This is a genomic window from Marinobacter flavimaris (assembly GCF_045057155.1).
In the GTDB taxonomy this organism is placed as follows: domain Bacteria; phylum Pseudomonadota; class Gammaproteobacteria; order Pseudomonadales; family Oleiphilaceae; genus Marinobacter; species Marinobacter manganoxydans.
On sequence record NZ_CP171359.1, the window covers coordinates 2294393 to 2313836 of the forward strand.

Annotated in this window: 16 protein-coding genes; 9 read left to right on the top strand and 7 right to left on the bottom strand. The window is 56.8% G+C overall.

Going from position 1 to position 19444, the window contains the following annotated elements; genetic code table 11:
• Positions 1 to 50: 50 nt before the first annotated feature.
• Positions 51 to 1691: a methyl-accepting chemotaxis protein gene (locus ACGK9W_RS10700; RefSeq protein ID WP_405420932.1), complete on the bottom strand. Its 1641-nt coding sequence runs from the start codon at positions 1689 to 1691 to the stop codon at positions 51 to 53.
• Positions 1692 to 2016: 325 nt separating this feature from the next.
• On the opposite strand from ACGK9W_RS10700, the gene ACGK9W_RS10705 reads away from it, so the two are divergent.
• Positions 2017 to 4203 carry a PhoX family phosphatase gene (locus ACGK9W_RS10705; protein ID WP_405420935.1) on the top strand — a complete coding sequence of 729 codons (2187 nt, stop codon included), beginning with the start codon at positions 2017 to 2019 and terminating at the stop codon, positions 4201 to 4203.
• Between the two features lie 83 nt (positions 4204 to 4286).
• Here the strand turns inward: ACGK9W_RS10705 and ACGK9W_RS10710 are convergent, their stop codons facing one another.
• Both ACGK9W_RS10710 and ACGK9W_RS10715 read right to left on the bottom strand, forming a co-directional pair.
• Entirely contained in the window at positions 4287 to 4580 is a 294-nt protein-coding gene (locus ACGK9W_RS10710; RefSeq protein ID WP_405420938.1) for a hypothetical protein, read from the bottom strand.
• A gap of 91 nt (positions 4581 to 4671) precedes the next feature.
• Positions 4672 to 4923, bottom strand: coding sequence for a hypothetical protein (locus ACGK9W_RS10715; RefSeq protein ID WP_288365144.1), 252 nt, complete (start codon positions 4921 to 4923; stop codon positions 4672 to 4674).
• Positions 4924 to 5106: 183 nt separating this feature from the next.
• Between ACGK9W_RS10715 and ACGK9W_RS10720 the strand changes: the two genes are divergently transcribed.
• Entirely contained in the window at positions 5107 to 6375 is a 1269-nt protein-coding gene (locus ACGK9W_RS10720) for an alkane 1-monooxygenase (protein ID WP_405420941.1), read from the top strand.
• Between the two features lie 214 nt (positions 6376 to 6589).
• On the opposite strand, the gene ACGK9W_RS10725 is transcribed toward ACGK9W_RS10720, so the two are convergent.
• Complete coding sequence (locus tag ACGK9W_RS10725; protein WP_273084270.1) at positions 6590 to 7369, bottom strand: crotonase/enoyl-CoA hydratase family protein; 780 nt, start codon at positions 7367 to 7369, stop codon at positions 6590 to 6592.
• A complete protein-coding gene (locus ACGK9W_RS10730) occupies positions 7369 to 9171 on the bottom strand; it encodes an acyl-CoA dehydrogenase (protein WP_088556670.1) in 1803 nt (600 codons plus the stop codon). Before ACGK9W_RS10730 ends, ACGK9W_RS10725 begins: the two co-directional genes overlap by 1 nt.
• Positions 9172 to 9285: 114 nt before the next feature.
• Between ACGK9W_RS10730 and ACGK9W_RS10735 the strand changes: the two genes are divergently transcribed.
• Positions 9286 to 10281 carry a GlxA family transcriptional regulator gene (locus tag ACGK9W_RS10735; protein ID WP_273084276.1) on the top strand — a complete coding sequence of 332 codons (996 nt, stop codon included), beginning with the start codon at positions 9286 to 9288 and terminating at the stop codon, positions 10279 to 10281.
• A 110-nt stretch (positions 10282 to 10391) separates the two neighbouring features.
• A complete protein-coding gene (locus ACGK9W_RS10740) occupies positions 10392 to 10556 on the top strand; it encodes a hypothetical protein (protein ID WP_014577861.1) in 165 nt (54 codons plus the stop codon).
• A 15-nt stretch (positions 10557 to 10571) separates the two neighbouring features.
• On the opposite strand, the gene ACGK9W_RS10745 is transcribed toward ACGK9W_RS10740, so the two are convergent.
• Both ACGK9W_RS10745 and ACGK9W_RS10750 read right to left on the bottom strand, forming a co-directional pair.
• Positions 10572 to 11594, bottom strand: coding sequence for a CNNM domain-containing protein (locus tag ACGK9W_RS10745; RefSeq protein WP_273084279.1), 1023 nt, complete (start codon positions 11592 to 11594; stop codon positions 10572 to 10574).
• Positions 11591 to 13645: an FAD-dependent oxidoreductase gene (locus ACGK9W_RS10750; RefSeq protein ID WP_405420947.1), complete on the bottom strand. Its 2055-nt coding sequence runs from the start codon at positions 13643 to 13645 to the stop codon at positions 11591 to 11593. The genes ACGK9W_RS10745 and ACGK9W_RS10750 overlap by 4 nt, the downstream gene beginning before the upstream one ends.
• A 353-nt stretch (positions 13646 to 13998) precedes the next feature.
• On the opposite strand from ACGK9W_RS10750, the gene ACGK9W_RS10755 reads away from it, so the two are divergent.
• Genes ACGK9W_RS10755 through ACGK9W_RS10775 form a run of 5 tightly spaced genes read left to right on the top strand, consistent with a single transcriptional unit; the run spans position 13999 to position 19436 of the window.
• The gene (locus tag ACGK9W_RS10755; protein ID WP_008173981.1) at positions 13999 to 16800 is read left to right on the top strand and encodes a monovalent cation/H+ antiporter subunit A; all 2802 of its coding nucleotides are present in this window, start codon (positions 13999 to 14001) and stop codon (positions 16798 to 16800) included.
• Entirely contained in the window at positions 16800 to 17168 is a 369-nt protein-coding gene (locus ACGK9W_RS10760; protein ID WP_008173979.1) for a Na+/H+ antiporter subunit C, read from the top strand. Before ACGK9W_RS10755 ends, ACGK9W_RS10760 begins: the two co-directional genes overlap by 1 nt.
• Complete coding sequence (locus tag ACGK9W_RS10765; protein ID WP_008173978.1) at positions 17165 to 18682, top strand: monovalent cation/H+ antiporter subunit D; 1518 nt, start codon at positions 17165 to 17167, stop codon at positions 18680 to 18682. Before ACGK9W_RS10760 ends, ACGK9W_RS10765 begins: the two co-directional genes overlap by 4 nt.
• Positions 18682 to 19170 carry a Na+/H+ antiporter subunit E gene (locus tag ACGK9W_RS10770; protein ID WP_405420951.1) on the top strand — a complete coding sequence of 163 codons (489 nt, stop codon included), beginning with the start codon at positions 18682 to 18684 and terminating at the stop codon, positions 19168 to 19170. The genes ACGK9W_RS10765 and ACGK9W_RS10770 overlap by 1 nt, the downstream gene beginning before the upstream one ends.
• On the top strand, positions 19167 to 19436 hold the full coding sequence (locus tag ACGK9W_RS10775; RefSeq protein ID WP_008173972.1) for a K+/H+ antiporter subunit F: 270 nt from the start codon (positions 19167 to 19169) through the stop codon (positions 19434 to 19436). The genes ACGK9W_RS10770 and ACGK9W_RS10775 overlap by 4 nt, the downstream gene beginning before the upstream one ends.
• Positions 19437 to 19444: the final 8 nt, after the last annotated feature.

The window sequence follows — 19444 nt, forward strand, 5'->3', positions numbered from 1 at the left end:
CTATTAATCGGAGTCTACCACAGCCCCCGTGGCCGAAAATCCCGCCGCGGTCAGTGATTGTCCGGACGGTAGCCCAGGCGGAAACCGCCCCAATGCTTGCCATTCACATAAATAGGTACGGAGAGATCATGCATGATTTCGCCGGTATCCCTGCGATAGGTTTGCAAAAGCATGTTCTCGGTGTGCGTGCCACAACGAATGCCCGTTCGGTCGTTGAACAGCCGCTTGCTCCGGCTCTTGACCAGATCCACCTTCGGATCTCCGGTCGGTGCGTGGGCGAAATCCCTGTTGTGGGTCGGTACATACCCGTCAGGCGCAGCGGCTATGGCAAAGACAATGGCCTCATGGGCGTTTTTCACCTGCTCCTGGATGGTCGGCAGGTATTGATCGGTAAATTTGTCAAAGCTGCTTGAGTACTTTGGCGGGTGCGTGTTCGGGATGGGAGTCCGGCTCTTGTCGAACAGCGCGCTTTCTGAGAGCTTGCCATCCCGGATTGCCTGCTCGAACATCTGGCCGATCTGGTCAGCGCCCGCTCTGGCCTGATCGAAGAACGGCCGGTGATAACTGGCTTCGCTGTTCAGGGCAAATGAAGCATTGGCTTTTTCCGCAAGCTCCATCAAAGTAGCAGCCTGCTCCGCCAGCGAGGAAACGCTGGTATCGCTCTCGGAAATCTGGTCACGCACCGTTTCAATGGCGGAGAACACCTGGGCCAGACTCTGCTCGTTGTTCTGATCTATTTCGGCTATCCGGGCAACCTGCTGCTGGACCCGATCAGATTGTTCGCCGATCTGTTCCAGACGCTCACCCACGCTTTCCACAGACGTCAGGCCCTCCTCAATGCTGCGGGCAAGATCTTCAATGCGGGATACAATCAGTGTGGTATCGGACCGTATTTCCTCGAGGGTTTCCGCCACTTCTCCCGTTGCCTGAGCGGTTCGCCCCGCCAGTTGGCGCACTTCATCGGCCACCACTGCAAACCCGCGACCCTGGTCACCTGCCCTGGCCGCTTCGATGGCGGCATTGAGTGCAAGCAGGTTGGTCTGCTCGGCAATGCCCTGAATCGTGGTAGTCACACCCTGGATCTTGTTGGACTTTTCGTTCAGTTCCTGGATCAGCCGGAGGTTTTCCCCGGACTGCTCGTGCACAGCCCGCACGCTCCCGATGGCCGACATCAGGGCTTCACGACCCTCGGTACTCACCTGCTTGTTCTGCAGCGCCATGGTGGCTGCATCGGTCGCCTGTTCCGAGGATTCCCGAACAGTCTCGGTGATCTGGCCGGCGTAATCGGCCATTTGCGCGGTCTCTTCAACCTGGCGGTCCAGCCGGAGCTTCAGTTGGTCGGCGGCAAAAGACACCTGGGCCGCAGAGATAGCGTTCTTATCAGCGCTCCCAGACAGAGTTTTCACCAAAGCGCGCCCCGCCCTGGCCTCGGCAAGCAATTGGCGGCATTGAGCCTGCAGCGGATGATCGGCGGCCAGAGTGCCGTCATTCAGAGCCTGAAGGCCCCGCTCCGTTGGCTCCAACACCCTGACAATGAGGAAGCCGCCAGCAGTCACCAGGCCGACGACGAGCCCGATCAGAATCGACGCAGGTTCCAGGCCTAACAAAGGTGCCACCACTGCAGAGACGACTGCAAGAACAACGGCAACCGCCAACCCCCATAGAAGTGAAGCCCGATCCAGTAAGCCCATAGAAACCTCTTCTTTTTCGTTGCTTCTGCAAACATTTTGTTATTAAAGGCCATTGTGGAGACTAAAGAATTGACGTGAGTTAATAACTGATACTTTAGTGTATTTATCATGCTCATCGGCTGGGCTTGAATTTTCTTTATCAATTTCAATCGACGACACTCGCCGCAGTTCATGCACTGCAATAATTTGTTCTCAGTTCTGTCACGGTGATGAACCCAATCTGTCATCAAATTTAACGACACTTTTGGTCTATCCGGCTTAAACGAAACGGCCGGAAAATCCAAGCATTTCATTTGCGATCAAGTCGTTAAACAAGGAGAGAAAAATGGGACATCACCCAGTAGAAGACAGTAACAGAAGCGGTAACCGCCCATTCGATGATATCGTCAAAACACGCCTTTCTCGTCGCCGCCTGCTTACCGGAACCGCATCAGCAGCCACCGTTGGCGTCCTTGGCTCCTTGGCTCTGACAGGTTGCGGCGGAAGCAGCAGTTCAGGCACATCTACAACTCCATCTACCGCAGTTACAATGAACCCCGAGCAACTCGACTTTAAAGCGGTGGCCGGAGGAATCGAAGACCGAGTTATTCTTCCAGCTGGTTACAAAGCTGACGTGCTCTACGCTAAAGGCGATCCGCTTTTTTCCGGACTCGCAGATTTCAAGAATGATGGCACTGACGTGGATTACGATAGCCGCTCCGGCGATGAGCATGACGGCATGCATTTCTTTGGCATGGATTCCAGCGGCAAATATGACCCAGAGTCATCAGACCGTGGCATTCTAGTGCTGAACCATGAAAACTTGGAAGACGCCACTTTACACGAGACCCCAACCGCCAAAGAAGATGCCATCGCCGCTAACAACCTCCAAGAACTGAAGAAAATCGTTGATCGTGAGATGAATGGCCATGGCGTGTCTTGCGTCGAAATTCGAAAGGACAACGGCAAATGGTCCGTTGTTCTCGACTCTCCCTACAATCGCCGTCTCACCGTCTTCACTGAAATGGATATGCGTGGTCCGGTTGCTGGCGAAGATTTCGTCAAAACCAAACTGACGCCTACAGGCACCACTCGTTACGGTACTATGAACAATTGTGCAAACGGCTATACTCCTTGGGGAACTTACCTGGCCGCCGAGGAAAACTGGTACGCCTATTTCCAGGTGGGCAACGTTGACAACCTCTCCGAAAAACACCGAGGCTGGCTTGCACGTTACGGAATAGAAGGCGCTGGTTGGTCATATCGGCAGTGGGATAGAGTGCCGGGAGATCAGTATAAGCGTTTTGGTGTCGAGACCTCCGGCGCCACCGCCCTAGAGGACTTCCGCCATGAGCCGAACCTGCACGGCTACGTAACCGAAGTTGATCCATTCCGCCCTACTCAAAAGCCGAGAGTACGCACCGGCTTTGGTCGATTCTCCCACGAAGGAGCTTGGGTTGCTCCGGTGCAAGAAGGTGCTCCCATCGTTATCTACACCGGCGATGACTCTCGGCGTGAGTATATGTACAAATTTGTATCAAAGGCTGCCTGGTCAGAGGCGGATCGTAACGGCGGGCTTTCTGCAGGAGACAAGTACCTGGATGAAGGTACGCTTTACGTCGCAGTATTCAATGACGATGGCACTGGCGCCTGGAAAGCGCTATCTACTGCCAACATGGATCTGGCTGGCACGCATTCATACGATGATAATGGAACGGTCTACCAGTACAACTTTGCCTCTGACGCAGAGGTTCTTGCAAGTGCTCGCCTGGCGGCCGATGTGGTAGGCGCAACGCCTATGGATCGGCCAGAATGGGCAACGGTGCACCCTAACACTGGCGACGTTTATCTGACCCTGACCAATGGCAATTCCAGCAATCGACCTTCTACAGATCTGGACGGCGCCAATCCTCGCGCAGTTAACTCAAACGGTCATATAATCCGCTGGCGCGAGGAAGCTGGCGATCATGCAGCAACTTCATTTGAATGGGACATTTTCCTGTTCGGCTCCAGCGCAGACGCGTCCTCTGATTACAACGTATCCGGCTTGACAGCAGATAACGAATTCTCCAGTCCGGACGGGCTGTTCATTGACCCCCGTGGCGTCATTTGGATTCAGACCGACGATGGCTCATCAGGTATCCGCGGCAAAACCAATAATCAGATGCTGGTGGCTATTCCGGGAGAAGTTGGCGATGGTGAAAGCGTCACAGTCACGACCTCTGACGGCAATGGCCAGGAGTCTATCCAGACTTTTGTCGGCGGAAATGCAGAGGCTGTTCAATTGAAGCGCTTTCTGGTCGGACCAAATGGCTGTGAGATCACAGGAATCAGTATGACTGCTGATGCCCGCTCGCTTTTTATCAATATTCAGCACCCAGGAGAGGGCGGTTCAGAAGAAGATTTCAACCGAAACGTGAGCACTTGGCCGGCAACTTCCGGTGACGCTACAGCCTTCGGTGAGGCAGACAATCGCCCCCGCTCGGCCACTATCGTCATATACCGCGAGGACGGTGGAGAAATCGCAATTTAATCGAACAACATCGTTCATTGACCGCCCAGTTTGGCCAGCAAAAGACGCTGGCCAAACTGCCTAAGCGGCGACAACCTCTCTTATTATTGAGTCATTTCCTCGTGACTTTCTTCAATTGCATCACCCGTTTCCTCGGCGGCATCGGCCATGGCTTCACCGGCTTCCTCGGCGCCTTCCTCTAACTCGCCCATGGCACTTTCATCCTGTCCGGTCGCTTCTTCCACGGTTTCCTCGGTGGAATCGGCCGCGTCCTCCATTATATCTCCGGCGTTATCCGCAGCCTGCTCAACATCCACCCCTTCGTTGTCTTCGGAGCTGCAGGCAGCCAGGCCGAGTGTAAGAAACATCAGAAGCGCACTCAGTGTGAGCTTGTTCATACCATATCCCTCTGTTGGTAAGTATTTACAACGGCGCACAGATTACGGCCGGGGCAGACATCGAAGCAATTACCGGGCGATTACCCTTTCGTTAACCAGCGTTTTCGGAGAGCACCTGGCCATTGATGGTAATGACGTGATCAAACGGGAGCATGGTGCCGCGCCCGAGCAGCAGAAAATCCTGACCGGCCCGGCTAAAGAGATCGCGGATCACATCATGAACAAGACAGATCTGGCCCGCGCTGTCGCGGTAGACCACCTCGGTAAGCCTGCCAGAGGATAGGTACTCACGCAGCATCCCCTGGACAGAGCATGAGGCAATAGCAGAAGAAGGGTTAGTCATGGCTGATTCTTCCTTGTGATCAAGCTCTTCTTGTCTAAATCAGTCTGGCCCAGAAACCCGCTTTCTGCCAAAGAAATGCCATTTGTCATTTCGAGCCAAGGTTGTTTTTGAATCTGGACGGCCGTTGCATTGCTCGATTGTCCGACATAAATTGCAGGTACGAGCACCGAACGGGAGAAAACAATGAACGCCAAAACCCAAGACAACCTGCAATCACATCAGATCACATCACCTGTCGAAGAAGACGCCAATGGCAACTGGAAAGACCCGAAACGCTACATGTGGCTGCTTGGTCCCGCCCTGCCGGGAATCGGGCTTGCCGCGCTGACCGGCTACGCACTGGCCCCGAGAAAACTGAAAGCACTGGCCTGGACCGGCCCTGCTCTGGTGCATGGAATCATTCCCGCCCTTGACCGTGCGATTGGTGAGGATCAAAGCAACCCTCCAGAATCCGCGGTGAAGACACTGGAGCAGGACAAGTACTACGACCGGATTGTGAAGGCGTTTATTCCCACCCAGTACGCCATGACTTTCATGGGTGCCTGGCTTGCCAGCCGCAAAAGCACACCGCTGGACGACAAGGTAGGACTGACGCTGACGGTCGGCGCCATCAACGGTGTGGGCATCAACACGGCCCACGAACTCGGCCACAAGTCGAACAGACTGAACAAGTTGCTGGCGATGGCAGCCCTGGCGCCCACTGGCTACACCCACTTTGTTGTTGAGCATAACTTCGGCCATCACAAGCGGGTGGCAACGCCGGAGGATCCGGCCAGCAGCCGCATGGGTGAGAGTTTCTGGAAATTCCTGCCGCGTACGGTGCTTGGCGGTATCAAATCATCCATCAAGATCGAGAAGGCAAGGCTTGCTCGCAAAGGCAAGGGTTTCTGGAGCCTGGACAACGAGCTTCTTCAGGGCTGGGCCATGAGCGCTGGCTTCTTTGGTGCGACGACGCTGGCCTGCGGCCCGAGAGCGGTTCCGTTCCTCGCAGCGCAAGCGGTATACGGTGCCAGCCTGCTGGAAAGCGTGAACTACATTGAACACTATGGCCTGCTGCGCCAGAAGGACAAGCACGGCAAGTACGAGCGAACCCAACCGGAACACAGCTGGAACAGCAATCACATTGTGACCAATCTGTTCCTGTATCAACTGCAGCGGCATTCAGACCATCACGCTCACCCTCAGCGCAGCTTCCAGGCTCTGAGGCATTTCGAGAAGGCGCCACAGTTACCCGGTGGTTATGCCTCGATGCTCTTGCCGGCGTACCTGCCCCAGTGGTGGTATGAAACCATGGATAAGCGGGTGATTGATCATTACGAGGGGGATCTGAGTAAAATCAATTGGGATCCGGATCGGAAGGAGGAGCTGATGGCCAAGTATTCGGATTATGCTGCGGAGGTAGCGGCTGAAGCGAAGGCTCGTCGCGAACCCGGGAATTCCGAGGCCGCCTGAAGTCTTGCCCCCAAGCCTTGACGTTATAGAGCATGCAGCCAACCGGAGTCTTCCTTCCGGGAGACGCCGTGAACCCATCCATGGGGGCTTGATCGCAGCATCCCTGCTGCTCACACTCCCGGAAGGAAGACTCCGGTCGGCTGCCCATAATTCTGATGAATTCGCCAGCTTCTTTTAGCCCCTAGAGCCCGTGTTTCCCGAGGAAATTTAGAAGTCACTTGCCTTTAAAAACAGCTTCGCGCCGTTCCAGGAAAGACTGGATTCCCTCTTTTACGTCCTCGCTGGCCATGACCGGCTGCAGATCCGGGAACAAACGCTGTTTCGCAGCCTCCTGTCCCTCGCTGACAGCGATCTTCGAGGATTTCAGACTGCCTTGCACACCCAACGGTGCAGCCTTGGCAATTTTTTCAGCGATTTCCAACGCAACGTTAAACTGCTCGCCGGGTTCCACCAGTTCCTGAATTAACCCCCACTGATACGCCTGATCGGCGGTCCACTCATCGCCAGTCAGAAGGTAACGCTGGGCATTGCCCCAGCCGATTTCACGCTGGAGGCGGATGGTGGCACCACCGCAGGCAAAGATGCCGCGTTTGACTTCCAGTTGGGCAAAGCGAGTGCCTTTGGCCGCGACGCGCACGTCGGTGTTGAGCATCATCTCAACGCCGCAGGTGAAGCAGATGCCCTGGGCGGCGAAGACCACGGGTTTGGTCAGCGCCTGACCGGTAATGTGGAAGGGATCCAGTTCGCCCTCACCCGGTTCAATGCCCTTGCCGTTGGCAAACACACCCGCCCAGTCGTCCAGTTGCAGGCCGCTGGTGAAGTGGTCGCCCTCGGCGTACATCAGCCCGACCCGTAGCTCCGGGTCGTTTTCCAGCTGGTGGTAGGCCGCCGCAATCTGGTGGTACATCTCGCGGTTCATGGCGTTCATTTTTTCCGGGCGGTTCAGCCCGATCAGCAAGATGTGATTTTTCTTCTCAACATTTACCAGAGCCATCAGAACCACTCCGATTTCATGTTCAGGCAGGTATCGTCCTGATTGCGCAGCAGCACCAGATCCTGAGCCACGGTTGGCAATTCCCAATGGAAGAAGTATTGGGCCGCCTGCAGTTTGCCCTGGTAGAAATTGCGCTCATCATCGGTATTTGCGGAACCCAGGGCGTGGGAGGCCGCATTGGCCTGACGCAGCCACATCCAGGCCACCATAATGTGCCCGAACAGGTGCAGGTAGCACGAGGCATTGGCCAGGGTTTTGTCGGGATCGCCTTCCATCAGGGATTTACCCAGGCTTTGGGTAACCTTCACTGCCTGCTGCAGGGTTTCACTCAGGGACAGGGCCCATTGCTGGCAACGATCGGTGGTGGCTGCCTGCAGATCTACCTGCATCTCCTGCATGAGCAGCTGCAAACCGTGGCTCTGATCCTGCCAGATCTTACGGCCCAGCAGGTCCATGGCCTGGATACCGTTGGTGCCTTCGTGAATCGGGTTCAGACGGTTGTCACGCCAGCACTGCTCTACCGGATACTCTCGGGTGTAACCCGCACCGCCATATACCTGGATAGCCAGGTCGTTAGCCTTGGGGCCATATTCGGAAGGCCATGCTTTGATCACCGGAGTGAGGAGGTCCAGCAGCTTTCCGGCTTCCTGGCGTTTCTGTTCATCGGGATGGGTGTGCTGGTCATCCATCAACCGGGCGCCGTAGAGGCACAAAGCCAAACCACCCTCACTGTAGGCTTTCTGGGCCAGCAGCATGCGACGGACATCGGCGTGATCAATAATCGGCACCTGCGGGCTTTCCGGATTCTTCTCGCTGGCCTTGCGCCCCTGAAGACGGTCTTTGGCGTATTCGAGGCTGTGCATGTAACCCCGATAGCCGATCACGGCAGCGCCGAAACCGACACCGACCCGCGCTTCGTTCATCATCTGGAACATATACTTCAGGCCCTGGTGGGGCTCGCCAACCAGATAGCCGTGACAGGGAGCATCATCACCGAAGCTCAGGGCTGTGGAGGTGGTGCCACGGTAGCCCAGCTTGTGAATCAGGCCAGCGAGGCTGACGCCGTTGCGTTCAGTGGGATTGCCTTCATCATCCACCAGAAACTTGGGCACGATGAACAGGGAGATACCTTTCACGCCCGCCGGCGCCCCTTTGATCTTGGCCAGCACCATGTGAACGATGTTGTCAGTGATGGACTGCTCGCCACCGGAGATATAAATCTTCGCGCCCTTGATCAGGTAGTGCCCCTCATCTGTGGGCGACGCGGATGTCCGGATATCCGCGAGGGAGGAACCGGCGTGGGGTTCGGTCAGCGCCATGGTGCCGCTGAATCGACCGCTGAGCATGTTCGGAAGGAAGGTGGTTTTCTGCTGTTCGTTGCCGAAAACCCGGATCAGGTTGGCGGCAGCCGTGGTCAGAAACGGGTAGCCGGCGGTACCAGGGTTGGCAGCTGTGAAGAAACCGTTGCAGGCGGCCATGACCGATTCAGGCAACTGCATGCCACCCAGTTCATAGTCGTAACGTCCTGCGATAAAGCCGGCCTGCGCATAGGCGTCGAAGGCTTCCTTCACCTGCGGCAGCATCTCGACCTGGCCGTTGACGAACTTTGGTTCGTCCTTGTCGGCTGCGCTGTTATGGGTGGCAAACTTTTCCCGGGCCATCTTGTCGGCGGTTTCAATGACGGCATCGAAGGTGTCGCGGTTGTGTTCGCTGAAGCGCTCGCGGGTGGTGAGGTTTTCGGTATCGAGAACTTCGTAGAGCTGGAACGCCAGGTCGCGGCGGTCGATCAGGGTGTCGGTCATGCTTGGTCTCCTGTTTGTTGTCGTTAGCCTCTCACAACTGGTTTTTCCTGGAAACCGGCGTTTATGACATAATTATGGTCAATATTGCCAAAGGTGGCCTAATTTGGAGAATGTATGCGAACGGTCTCTGTTATCGGTTTTGATGGCGCTTTAGCCAGCGCCATCACTGGCATTATTGATCTTTTCCGTCTTGCCGGCGTTACCTGGGCGCGGATTAACGATGAAGCGCCGACACCCCGGTTCACAACCCGGCTTCTGACGAAGGACGGAGCGCCCTGCCGCTGCATTAACGGACTGACTATTCAGCCAGACGGAGCCTGGAACGATTTGTTACCGGGTGGCGACGACAGCGATCTGGTGGTGATACCGACTATTGGTGGTCCTATCGAAGTCGTTCTGGCCGGGAATTCGGAGCTTATTGAATGGCTGAGCGAATTTCGGTCTTCAGACGCCGGGCAGGTGCGGGTAGCGAGTAACTGCACCGGTGCGTTCATGCTGGCCGAGGCGGGGCTGCTGGATGGTCGTCAGGCGACGACGCATTGGGGCTTCAGCCATCAGTTCCGCCAGCGCTTTCCGGCGGTGAACCTTCAGCCGAACAAGCTGGTAACGGTGGACGGCGACATTGCCTGTGCCGGGGGCGGCATGGCCTGGTGGGATCTGGGGATCTATCTGGTCGAACGTTACGCGGGGGCTCAGGTGGCGCGGGAGCTGGCGAAGGCGTTTGTGATTGATGCGGGGCGGACCAGCCAGGCGCCTTATAGCGCCCTGCAGGCTCGCCGCTACCATTCTGATGCCGCCATTCTGAAGCTGCAGGACTGGCTGGACAGTCATTACCGGGAACCTGTTACCCTGCAACGCCTCGCTTCACTCAGTGGACTCACCGAGCGTTCTCTGATTCGCCGATTCAAGGCAGCCACTGGCGACACGCCCACCGGGTATCTGCAACTTCTACGGATTGAGGTGGCACGTCAGCATTTAGAGAAATCGCGGTTACCGATTGATGAAATCACTCAATTGGTGGGCTACGAAGACGTGAGTTCGTTCACGCGTCTGTTCCGCAAACATACCGGGCTTTCACCGGGTGCCTACCGCTCTCGCTTTGTCAGATAATGTCTGGTCGGCCCTGCCTGGCCCGGGTTATGCATCGGTTTCCAATGAAGGCCAATGTTCGGCCTGAAACGTAAAGAATACCGACAGGTGTCACTATGGGGAGGTCCGCCATGAATGCACCGATCAGACAAAGCCAGGCAGAGATTCTGAGCAGGCTGTACGACATGAAGCGCAAGCAGATCGAGCAGGCACTGCAGCAGGGAAACAGCCTTCGAAGTCAGGTACTTGAAGCTGAAGCCGAGGCGATTTCAAATGCCTTGAAAGCCGCCCGCTAACCAAACCAAACCCTCCTATCCGGAGCCATACTTCTTCAAACGCCGGCTCCAGCGCTGCTTCGCATACCGGCGGAGGTTCGAGACATTATCGGTTTCATCCATGATTTCCGTGCCCAAAAGTGTCTCCAGTATGTCCTCCAGCGTCACTATTCCCAGCCAGGTTCCCAATTCGTCATAGACGACGGCCAGGTGTTGCCGCTCTCGCAGCATGTCCGAGAACAGGAATTCGATGTTGGTGTTGCCTTTCACTCGCTTGATCTTGCGCATGTGATCGAGCAGGTCGACATCGGAATCGAGGTTGATCAGATCTGCCCGATGCAGGTACCCGAGTGCCTCGCCTTCCTCATCGATTACCGGGTATCGGGAGAACGGTGACTTTCTGACCTGCTCCCGGAACTCGTCGTAAGTGATGCCCGGATCAACGTATTTGCAGACCGTCCTTGGTGTCATCACAGAACTGACCTTGATCTCGTGGAATCGCAGGACGTTGTGAATCATGCGCCGTTCGTCTTCGTCCAGGGCCTGCTGATCCTTGCCGATCTCCGCCAGGGCGCTGATCTCCGCACGGATATCAACGTCGGCCTCACCAGACCCAATTCGGCGGGTGACCTGTTTGGACAACCAAATGAACGGCAGCAGCGCTTTGATCATGAACCCCAGAATAGCTGGCAGCCGTGGCGCAATACTCCGCCAGTATTTGGCGCCAATGGTTTTGGGAATAATTTCCGAGAATATCAGGATAGCCAGGGTCATTACCGCAGAGGCAATGCCGAGCCAGGCTTCCCCAAAAACCACAGTCACCTGGGCGCCAACGCCGGTGGCGCCCACGGTGTGGGCAACCGTGTTCAGTGTAAGGATTGCAGACAGGGGATCATCCACATCATCTTTCAGTTTTCGCAACCGGGCGAAAAGCTTCGGCTTCTCTTTTTTCAGTGAGGCGATGTAGCTCGGAGTCACCGAAAGCAAGGCCGCCTCTAGAATGGAGCATAAAAAGGAGAAGCCAATCGAGAGCACTGCGAAGGCAATTAGTAATGTCATAATTTAGCTGCGACTTCCGTTCCCTGCCGGATGGCCCGTTTGGCGTCCAGTTCTTCGGCGACGTCTGCACCGCCGATCAGATGCGCGGACACCCCAGAGTCCGATAACTCGTCGAAAAGTTCCCGATAAGGTTCCTGGCCTGCACAAATAATCACATTGTCCACGGCCAACACCCGACTTTCCGTCACCTTGCCCTCTTTGTCGGTCACGGAAATATGCAGCCCCTGGTCGTCGATGCGCTCATAGCGGCACCCCCGAAGCATTTCCACTTCGCGATGCTTCAGGCTGTTGCGGTGCACCCAGCCCGAGGTCTTGCCCAGGCCCCCGCCGACTTTGCCGGTTTTTCGCTGCATCAGATAAATCTTGCGGGGCGACGGAGTCGGTTGTCGTTCCGCCAGCCCACCGGGGCCATCAAAATCCGGATGAACGCCCCACTCTGCCTGCCAGTCGGCAACGCTGACCTGCTCGCCTTCGGGATGATGGCTGAAGTCATGGGTCAGGAATTCGCTGACATCAAAACCGATGCCGCCGGCGCCGATAACCGCCACATTCTTGCCAACGGGTTTGTTATGGCGAAGTACATCGAGGTAGCCGAGCACCTTGGGATGATCAATGCCTTCAATGGACGGAGTTCTCGGCTTCACGCCGGTGGCGATGACGACATCGTCGAAACCCTGCGCCTTAAGTGACTCGGCATCCACACGAGTGCCGAGCTTGAGGTCAATCTCCAGCAGCTCGATCTGGCGCTGGAAATAGCGAAGGGTTTCGTAAAACTCTTCCTTGCCCGGGATGCGCTTGGCGTAGTTGAACTGGCCGCCGATCTGGTCATCCGCTTCGAACAGGGTCACTTTGTGGCCCCGTTTCGCAGCGGTTGTCGCCGCCGCCAGTCCCGCCGGCCCGGCACCTACAACGGCAACCCAACGAACAACAGGCGCTACCGTCAATACCAGCTCGGTTTCGTGACAGGCTCGGGGGTTCACCAGGCAAGAAGCCCGCTTGGCCTGGAACGCATGGTCCAGACAGGCCTGGTTACAGGCAATGCAGGTGTTGATTTCGTCGCTACGGCCCTGCTCGGCCTTGCGAACAAACTCGCTATCCGCCAACAGAGGCCGGGCCATGGACACCATGTCCGCCTTGCCCGCCGCCAGAATCTCTTCGCCTTTCTCCGGGGTGTTGATTCGATTGGTCGTGCACACCGGGATATCCACTTCGCCATAGAACTTGGCGGTGACATCGGCAAAGCCGCCACGGGGCACCGAGGTAACAATGGTGGGCACCCGGGCTTCATGCCAGCCAATCCCGGTATTGATGATGGTGGCTCCTGCCCGCTCAATGGCCTTGCCCAGTGTCACAATCTGTTCCCAGGTCTGGCCACCCTCGACCAGGTCCAGCATGGACAGCCGGTAGATAATGATGAATTCAGGCCCAACAGCTTCGCGCATACGGCGGACAATCTCCACGGGCAGGCGCATACGGTTCTCGTAAGGGCCACCCCACTTGTCCGTTCTCTTGTTGGTCCGCTCACACAAAAACTGGTTGATGAAATAGCCTTCGGAGCCCATCACCTCAACGCCATCATAACCCGCAAATTTGGCGAGCTTCGCGGCACTGACGAAATCGTTGATCTGCCTTTCAACCCCTTTCGAGGAAAGGGCGCGGGCCTTGAACGGGCTTATCGGGGCCTTGGTTGCCGATGCCGAGACAATCAACGGCTGATAGCCATAACGCCCTGCGTGCAGGATCTGCATACAGATCTTACCGCCTGCCTCATGCACCGCACCGGTCACATGACGATGCAAAAGAGCCGTTGCCCGATTGTTCATGGTTGAGGCAAGCGGGGCCAGCTGCCCAACCAGATTGGGCGAGAAACCGCCCGTCACCATGAGCCCCACGCCACCTTCTGCGCGCTCGGCAAAGTACCGCGCGAACTTGTGGATGTTCCAGAACCTGTCTTCCAGGCCCGTGTGCATGGACCCCATCAGCACTCGGTTCTTAAGTTCAGTGAAGCCGAGATCCAGGGGTTTCAGAAGGTTGGGATAGATGTCGCTCATGGGACTCTCTCAGTAAATATTTATCGCGAGTATACACTTGATCAATGGCAAGTTGACTTGACCTTCCAGACGGGGCACGTATCATCGGCAATCAAGTTTCATTGACGGAGCAACCATGACCGCAAGGTCCTTCGGCTGCACAAGAGTTACCCGCCCACCTGTGACCGCTGACATAGCGCGGCACCGGGGACGTTTACCGTACTTCCCGGACCCGCCTGTTTTCTGCTGATCCACCCCACCTTCCATGCCGTAAGGGCATCGGTGCTCAATGTGCAGGGTGGCCGGCCGGAGACTAGACTCAGGCAAACATGCCTTCAATACTCACGTAAAAGAAAACCAATAACGAGGTTGCGATGTCGCTACCGCTGGTTGTTTTACTGCCTTTTCTGGGTGCTTTAGCCGCACCGCTGTTCGCCCAGGGCGGCAGAACGGCGATTGCCGTTGCATCTTCTGTACCCGCGTTGATCGCACTCGCTGCCCTTTTCCCCCATTGGGAAACCCTTGCTGACGGCGGCGTTGTGCTGCACAGCTACGAATGGCTCCCCGCGCTCGGCCTCTCCTTCAGTTTTCGTCTGGACGGGCTGTCCCTGCTGTTCGCTCTGCTGATCCTGATCATCGGGCTGCTGATCATTCTTTACGCCCGCTATTACCTGAAAGCCCATGAAAACGTCGGCAAGTTCTACGCCCTGCTGCTGTGCTTCAAGGGATCGATGCTCGGCATCGTGCTCTCAAGCAACCTCCTCCTGATGATGATTTTCTGGGAACTGACCAGCCTGACCTCGTTCCTGCTGATCAGTTTCTGGACCCATAAACAGGACGCCCGCCGTGGCGCCCGGATGGCACTCGCGGTAACCGGCGGCGGCGGCCTTGCACTGCTCGCCGGCATCCTGATCATCGGCAACATTGTTGGCAGCTTCGAGCTTGATGACGTGCTGGCAGCCGGAGACCAGATAAAGGCTCATGCCATGTATCCGGTCGCCCTGACCCTGGTTCTGCTGGGCGCGTTCACCAAATCGGCCCAGTTCCCGTTCCATTTCTGGCTGCCTCACGCCATGCAGGCACCGACACCGGTATCTGCCTACCTGCACTCGGCTACCATGGTCAAAGCCGGCATCTTTCTCATGGCCCGGCTGTATCCGGCCCTGGCAGGTACTGAACAGTGGTTCTACATGGTCAGCTTTACCGGCATGGCCACCATGCTGCTGGGCGCCTACACCGCCATGTTCAAGCACGATCTGAAAGGCCTGCTGGCCTATTCAACGGTGAGTCAACTGGGCCTTATTACCCTGCTGTTCGGCATGGGCACCCAGCTTGCGGCCGTTGCGGCGATTTTCCACGTGATCAACCACGCCACGTTCAAAGCCTCCCTGTTTATGGCCGCCGGTATCATCGACCATGAAACCGGCACCCGGGATATGCGCCGCATTAACGGGCTCTGGCGTTTCATGCCGCACACGGCCACCCTGGCCATGGTTGCTGCCGCATCGAACGCCGGGGTGCCGCTGCTGAACGGCTTTCTGAGCAAGGAAATGTTCTTCGCCGAATCACTGGCGCTGAACCTGCCGGGGCTCTGGGCCTGGCTGCCACCAATCGTGGCGACCCTGGCGGGCGTCTTCACGGTGGCTTACTCCGCACGTTTTATCCACGACGTTTTCTTCAACGGCAAGCCGGTTGATCTTCCGATCTACCCTCCACACGAGCCTCCCCGTTACATGAAGATCCCGGCGGAGATTCTCGTGTTTGCGCTCGTCATGATCGGCATCTTTCCGGCCATCTCGGTCGGCCCGCTGCTTTACATGGCGGCATCCGCCACATTTGGCGGCAATGTGCCGGATTACCAACTCGCGGCGTTCCACGGTTTCAACCTCCCGCTGATGATGAGTTTTTTCGCTTTTGCCGGCGGTTTGCTCATGTACAGCCAACGCCAGCGCTTTTTCGATTTTCACGCACGGTTCCGGGAAATCGATGAAAAGGCCGTATTCGAGAGCGTTGTTCTGCGGATTGTAGACTTTGCCAACAGCGTGACTTCACGGCTGGAGAACGGCTCGCTACAGCGCTACGCTCTGCTGCTGTTTGTCAGTGTGATCGCTGTTGCAGCAATGCCATTGCTTGATCTGGGGGTCTTTGTCGGTGAGAACGGCCTGAGCCCGGTGGATGCGCCAACGGCGATTGCGGCCGCTGTGCTGATACTCTGCGCTTTTGCAACGGCAGGACTGCACCGACAGCGTTTCTATGCACTGGTACTGTTGAGCGTTGTAGGACTGGTCGTAGCTTTGGCCTTCGCCCGCTTTTCGGCACCGGACCTGGCCATGACCCAGCTCTCTGTGGAGGTGGTGACGATTGTTCTGTTGATGCTGGCCATCTACTACATGCATCCCTGGACGCCAGTCGAAACACCTCTCAAACGTCGTCTCCGCGATGTGGCCATTGCGGCGGTCGCAGGTATTGGCATGACACTGGTGACGCTTGCCATGCTGACCCAGCCATTCAGCTCGATCTCCGAGTTCTTCCTGGAGAACAGCAAGCCGGGCGGAGGCGGCACTAACGTGGTCAACGTCATTCTCGTGGACTTCCGGGGCTTCGATACCCTGGGCGAGATCACGGTCCTGGCCATTGCCGCCCTGGGCATCTACGCCATGCTCAAAGACACCGTATTGACGCCACCGCCCAGCGATGGCGCCGGCCACGCATGGGCCCGGGATGCGCACCCGCTGATGTTGAGCCTGATTGCCCGGCCAATGTTACCGCTTGCCCTGATGGTGTCCGCATTCATTTTCCTGCGCGGCCACAACCTGCCGGGCGGCGGGTTTATCGCCGGTCTTATTACCTCGATTGCGCTGATTCTCCAATACATTGCCAGCGGCATGGAGTGGACAGAGGATCGAATCCGTCTGCGCTACCACAACGTCATCGGGCTGGGCCTGCTGTTCGCAACGGTTGCCGGGCTTGGCAGTTTCGCCTTCGGCTACCCGTTCCTCACATCCACCTTCGATTACATCACCTGGCCGGTGGTGGGCAAGTTCGAGGTTGCCTCGGCCCTGATCTTTGATCTCGGCGTCTACCTGGCAGTTATCGGTGCTACCCTTCTGTCGCTGGTGACTGTCGGCCGGTTGTCGCCCCATTCTGCGATTAAACCCAAACAGGAGAGTGCGTAATGGAGCTCGTTTTCGCACTGGTTATTGGCGCACTGACGTCGTCCGGCGTCTATCTGATTCTGCGTGCTCGGACCTTTCCGGTAGTGGTCGGCCTGACGCTTCTTTCTTATGGCGTCAACCTGTTTCTGTTCTCCAGTGGACGCCTGGCGACCGGTCAGCAGCCGATCATCGGCACTGCAGCCAGTTACTCTGACCCTCTACCACAAGCCCTTGTACTTACAGCCATTGTGATTGGCTTTGCGATGACTGCGTTTGTTGTAGTGCTCTCCCTGCGCAACCTGGCGGACAATGAGGACGATCATGTGGATGGGAAGCAGCCTTACAAATCACCCGCACCGGAGGAAGAATCGGAGGTTACCGGTAAATGAACCACTGGCTTACCGCTCCTGTTCTTATTCCCCTGCTCGGCGGCATTCTCCAGGCTTTTATGGGCTACGCGCCTATCCACCTGAGGCGGACGCTGGCGCTGGCCACAACGGTATTGATGCTAGTATCCGCCGTTGTGCTCCTCGTAATGGCAAACGATGGCAGTTATCGGATCTATGCATTCGGTAACTGGCAACCACCTTTCGGGATCGTGCTGGTGCTGGATCGACTGGCCGCCCTGATGCTGATAATGACTGCCATTCTGGCCCTTTTCTGCCACCTCTTCGCCATAGGCGGTGCCGATGAAGGAAACCGTCAGTTCCATGGCCTGTTCCTCTTCCAGCTCATGGGGCTAAACATTGCTTTCCTCACCGGCGACCTGTTCAACCTGTTTGTTGCTTTCGAGGTTCTGCTCATCGCCTCATATGGTCTGCTGATGCATGGCGGCGGGACAGTCAGAACCGTTCCGGGCCTGCACTATGTCGTGCTTAACCTGATCGGCTCTGCCGTGTTCCTGATCAGCGTCGGCATGATCTACAGCGTTACCGGCACTCTGAACATGGCAGATCTCGCGGTCAAGGTTCCGCAAATCTCCGGAGAAGGCCTGAACATCGTCAAGGCCGGAGGCATGATGTTACTGGTGGTCTTCGGCCTTAAAGCAGCCATTCTGCCCCTTTGCTTCTGGCTACCACGGGCCTACTCAAAAGCGACGGCGCCGGTTGCGGCATTGTTTGCGGTTATGACCAAAGTTGGCATCTACGCCATTTTACGGGTCTATCTGCTTATCTTCGGCGACGATGCAGGCGAGCTCGCCAATCTCGGCATGGACTGGCTGTTCCCGATCGCCCTGGCCACCCTGGCCATGGGCGTTATCGGCGCACTGGGCTCCGGCACTCTGAAGACCCTGGTCGCCTGGCAGGTCATCATTTCGGTGGGCACCTTGCTGGCGCCGATTGCACTTGGTTCTCAGGCCGGATTGTCTGCGGCGCTTTTCTACCTGCTAAGCACAACGTGGACGGTGGGCGGCCTGTTCCTTGTTTCTGAGCTGGTCGCTAACCAGCGCGGTTCGGCGAAAGACCGCATTGTTACAGCGCCTAAAATGCAGAGCCGCACCTTCCTCAGTGTCCTCTTCCTGGTGGGTGCCGTGGCAGCGGCCGGCCTGCCGCCCCTGAGCGGTTTCTTTGGCAAGGTGCTGATTTTGCAGTCTGTTGAATCGGGAACCGAGATGGCCTGGCTATGGTCAGTACTGCTGATCGGCAGCTTCCTGACCCTCATTGCCTACAGCCGCGCTGGTAGCATCGTGTTCTGGCGCACCGTGGATGGTCATCTGGAAAAACCGGATCCGCTCAATGGCCGAATTTCCGTGGCAGCGGGAGCACTCACTGCCATGGCCATTGTCATGGTAGTGCTGGCTGGCCCCATTATGAACTATACCGATGCAACTGCAGCGCAATTGCACAACAGCGACGCTTACATCGAAATCTTGCAAACACCCATGGTCAGGGAGGGCAGTTAATGCTCGATCGCCTCAGTTTTCCTCAGCCCTGGCTAAGTCTTACCTTGTTCGCCACCTGGCAGTTTCTGAGTGACGGCATAAGCGGGGGCAGTGTCGTCCTGGGCATTGTACTTGCCTGGGGCATACCCCAACTGACCCGGGGGTTCTGGCCCGACCGCCCCGCTGTAATCAGGGGCTGGCGGGCGCCAGCCTACGCGTTGCGGGTTCTCTGGGATATTATTGTTGCCAGTGTTGAAGTAGCAAAGCTCATACTCAGCCCGCGGCAGCCTCGCCCGATGTTCATCTGTTATCCTCTTGAGCTGGATCACCCACTCGCCATCAGCATACTGGTCAGCACTATTTCATTGACGCCCGGAACGGTCGGCGCCGATGTCAGTGATGACAACAAACTGATTCTCATCCATTCACTGGACGCCGAGGATGAGCAGGAAGTCATCGACACGATTCGAGCCCGTTATGAGAAGCCACTGCTGGAGATGTTCCGATGATTCTTATTGCGCTCTACATCACCATCGCCATGGTCACGCTGGCAGCCTTACTGAACGTCTATCGCGTGATCAAGGGGCCCGATGCGCCCGATAGGGTTTTGGCGCTCGACACTCTCTACGTCAATGCCATCGCGCTCATCGTTCTGCTCGGTATAACGCTACAAACACGCATGTACCTCGAGTCCGCCCTGCTCATTGCGGTGATGGGATTCGTCGGAACCGTTGCAATGGCAAAATACCTCAAGCGCGGCAGCGTTATTGAGTAACCCGGAGA

Coding starts and splice junctions, on each gene's coding strand:
- ACGK9W_RS10700 (WP_405420932.1), bottom strand. CDS start 1,691: ATGGGCTTACTGGATCGGGCTTCACTTCTATGGGGGTTGGCGGTTGCC.
- ACGK9W_RS10705 (WP_405420935.1), top strand. CDS start 2,017: ATGGGACATCACCCAGTAGAAGACAGTAACAGAAGCGGTAACCGCCCA.
- ACGK9W_RS10710 (WP_405420938.1), bottom strand. CDS start 4,580: ATGAACAAGCTCACACTGAGTGCGCTTCTGATGTTTCTTACACTCGGC.
- ACGK9W_RS10715 (WP_288365144.1), bottom strand. CDS start 4,923: ATGACTAACCCTTCTTCTGCTATTGCCTCATGCTCTGTCCAGGGGATG.
- ACGK9W_RS10720 (WP_405420941.1), top strand. CDS start 5,107: ATGAACGCCAAAACCCAAGACAACCTGCAATCACATCAGATCACATCA.
- ACGK9W_RS10725 (WP_273084270.1), bottom strand. CDS start 7,369: ATGGCTCTGGTAAATGTTGAGAAGAAAAATCACATCTTGCTGATCGGG.
- ACGK9W_RS10730 (WP_088556670.1), bottom strand. CDS start 9,171: ATGACCGACACCCTGATCGACCGCCGCGACCTGGCGTTCCAGCTCTAC.
- ACGK9W_RS10735 (WP_273084276.1), top strand. CDS start 9,286: ATGCGAACGGTCTCTGTTATCGGTTTTGATGGCGCTTTAGCCAGCGCC.
- ACGK9W_RS10740 (WP_014577861.1), top strand. CDS start 10,392: ATGAATGCACCGATCAGACAAAGCCAGGCAGAGATTCTGAGCAGGCTG.
- ACGK9W_RS10745 (WP_273084279.1), bottom strand. CDS start 11,594: ATGACATTACTAATTGCCTTCGCAGTGCTCTCGATTGGCTTCTCCTTT.
- ACGK9W_RS10750 (WP_405420947.1), bottom strand. CDS start 13,645: ATGAGCGACATCTATCCCAACCTTCTGAAACCCCTGGATCTCGGCTTC.
- ACGK9W_RS10755 (WP_008173981.1), top strand. CDS start 13,999: ATGTCGCTACCGCTGGTTGTTTTACTGCCTTTTCTGGGTGCTTTAGCC.
- ACGK9W_RS10760 (WP_008173979.1), top strand. CDS start 16,800: ATGGAGCTCGTTTTCGCACTGGTTATTGGCGCACTGACGTCGTCCGGC.
- ACGK9W_RS10765 (WP_008173978.1), top strand. CDS start 17,165: ATGAACCACTGGCTTACCGCTCCTGTTCTTATTCCCCTGCTCGGCGGC.
- ACGK9W_RS10770 (WP_405420951.1), top strand. CDS start 18,682: ATGCTCGATCGCCTCAGTTTTCCTCAGCCCTGGCTAAGTCTTACCTTG.
- ACGK9W_RS10775 (WP_008173972.1), top strand. CDS start 19,167: ATGATTCTTATTGCGCTCTACATCACCATCGCCATGGTCACGCTGGCA.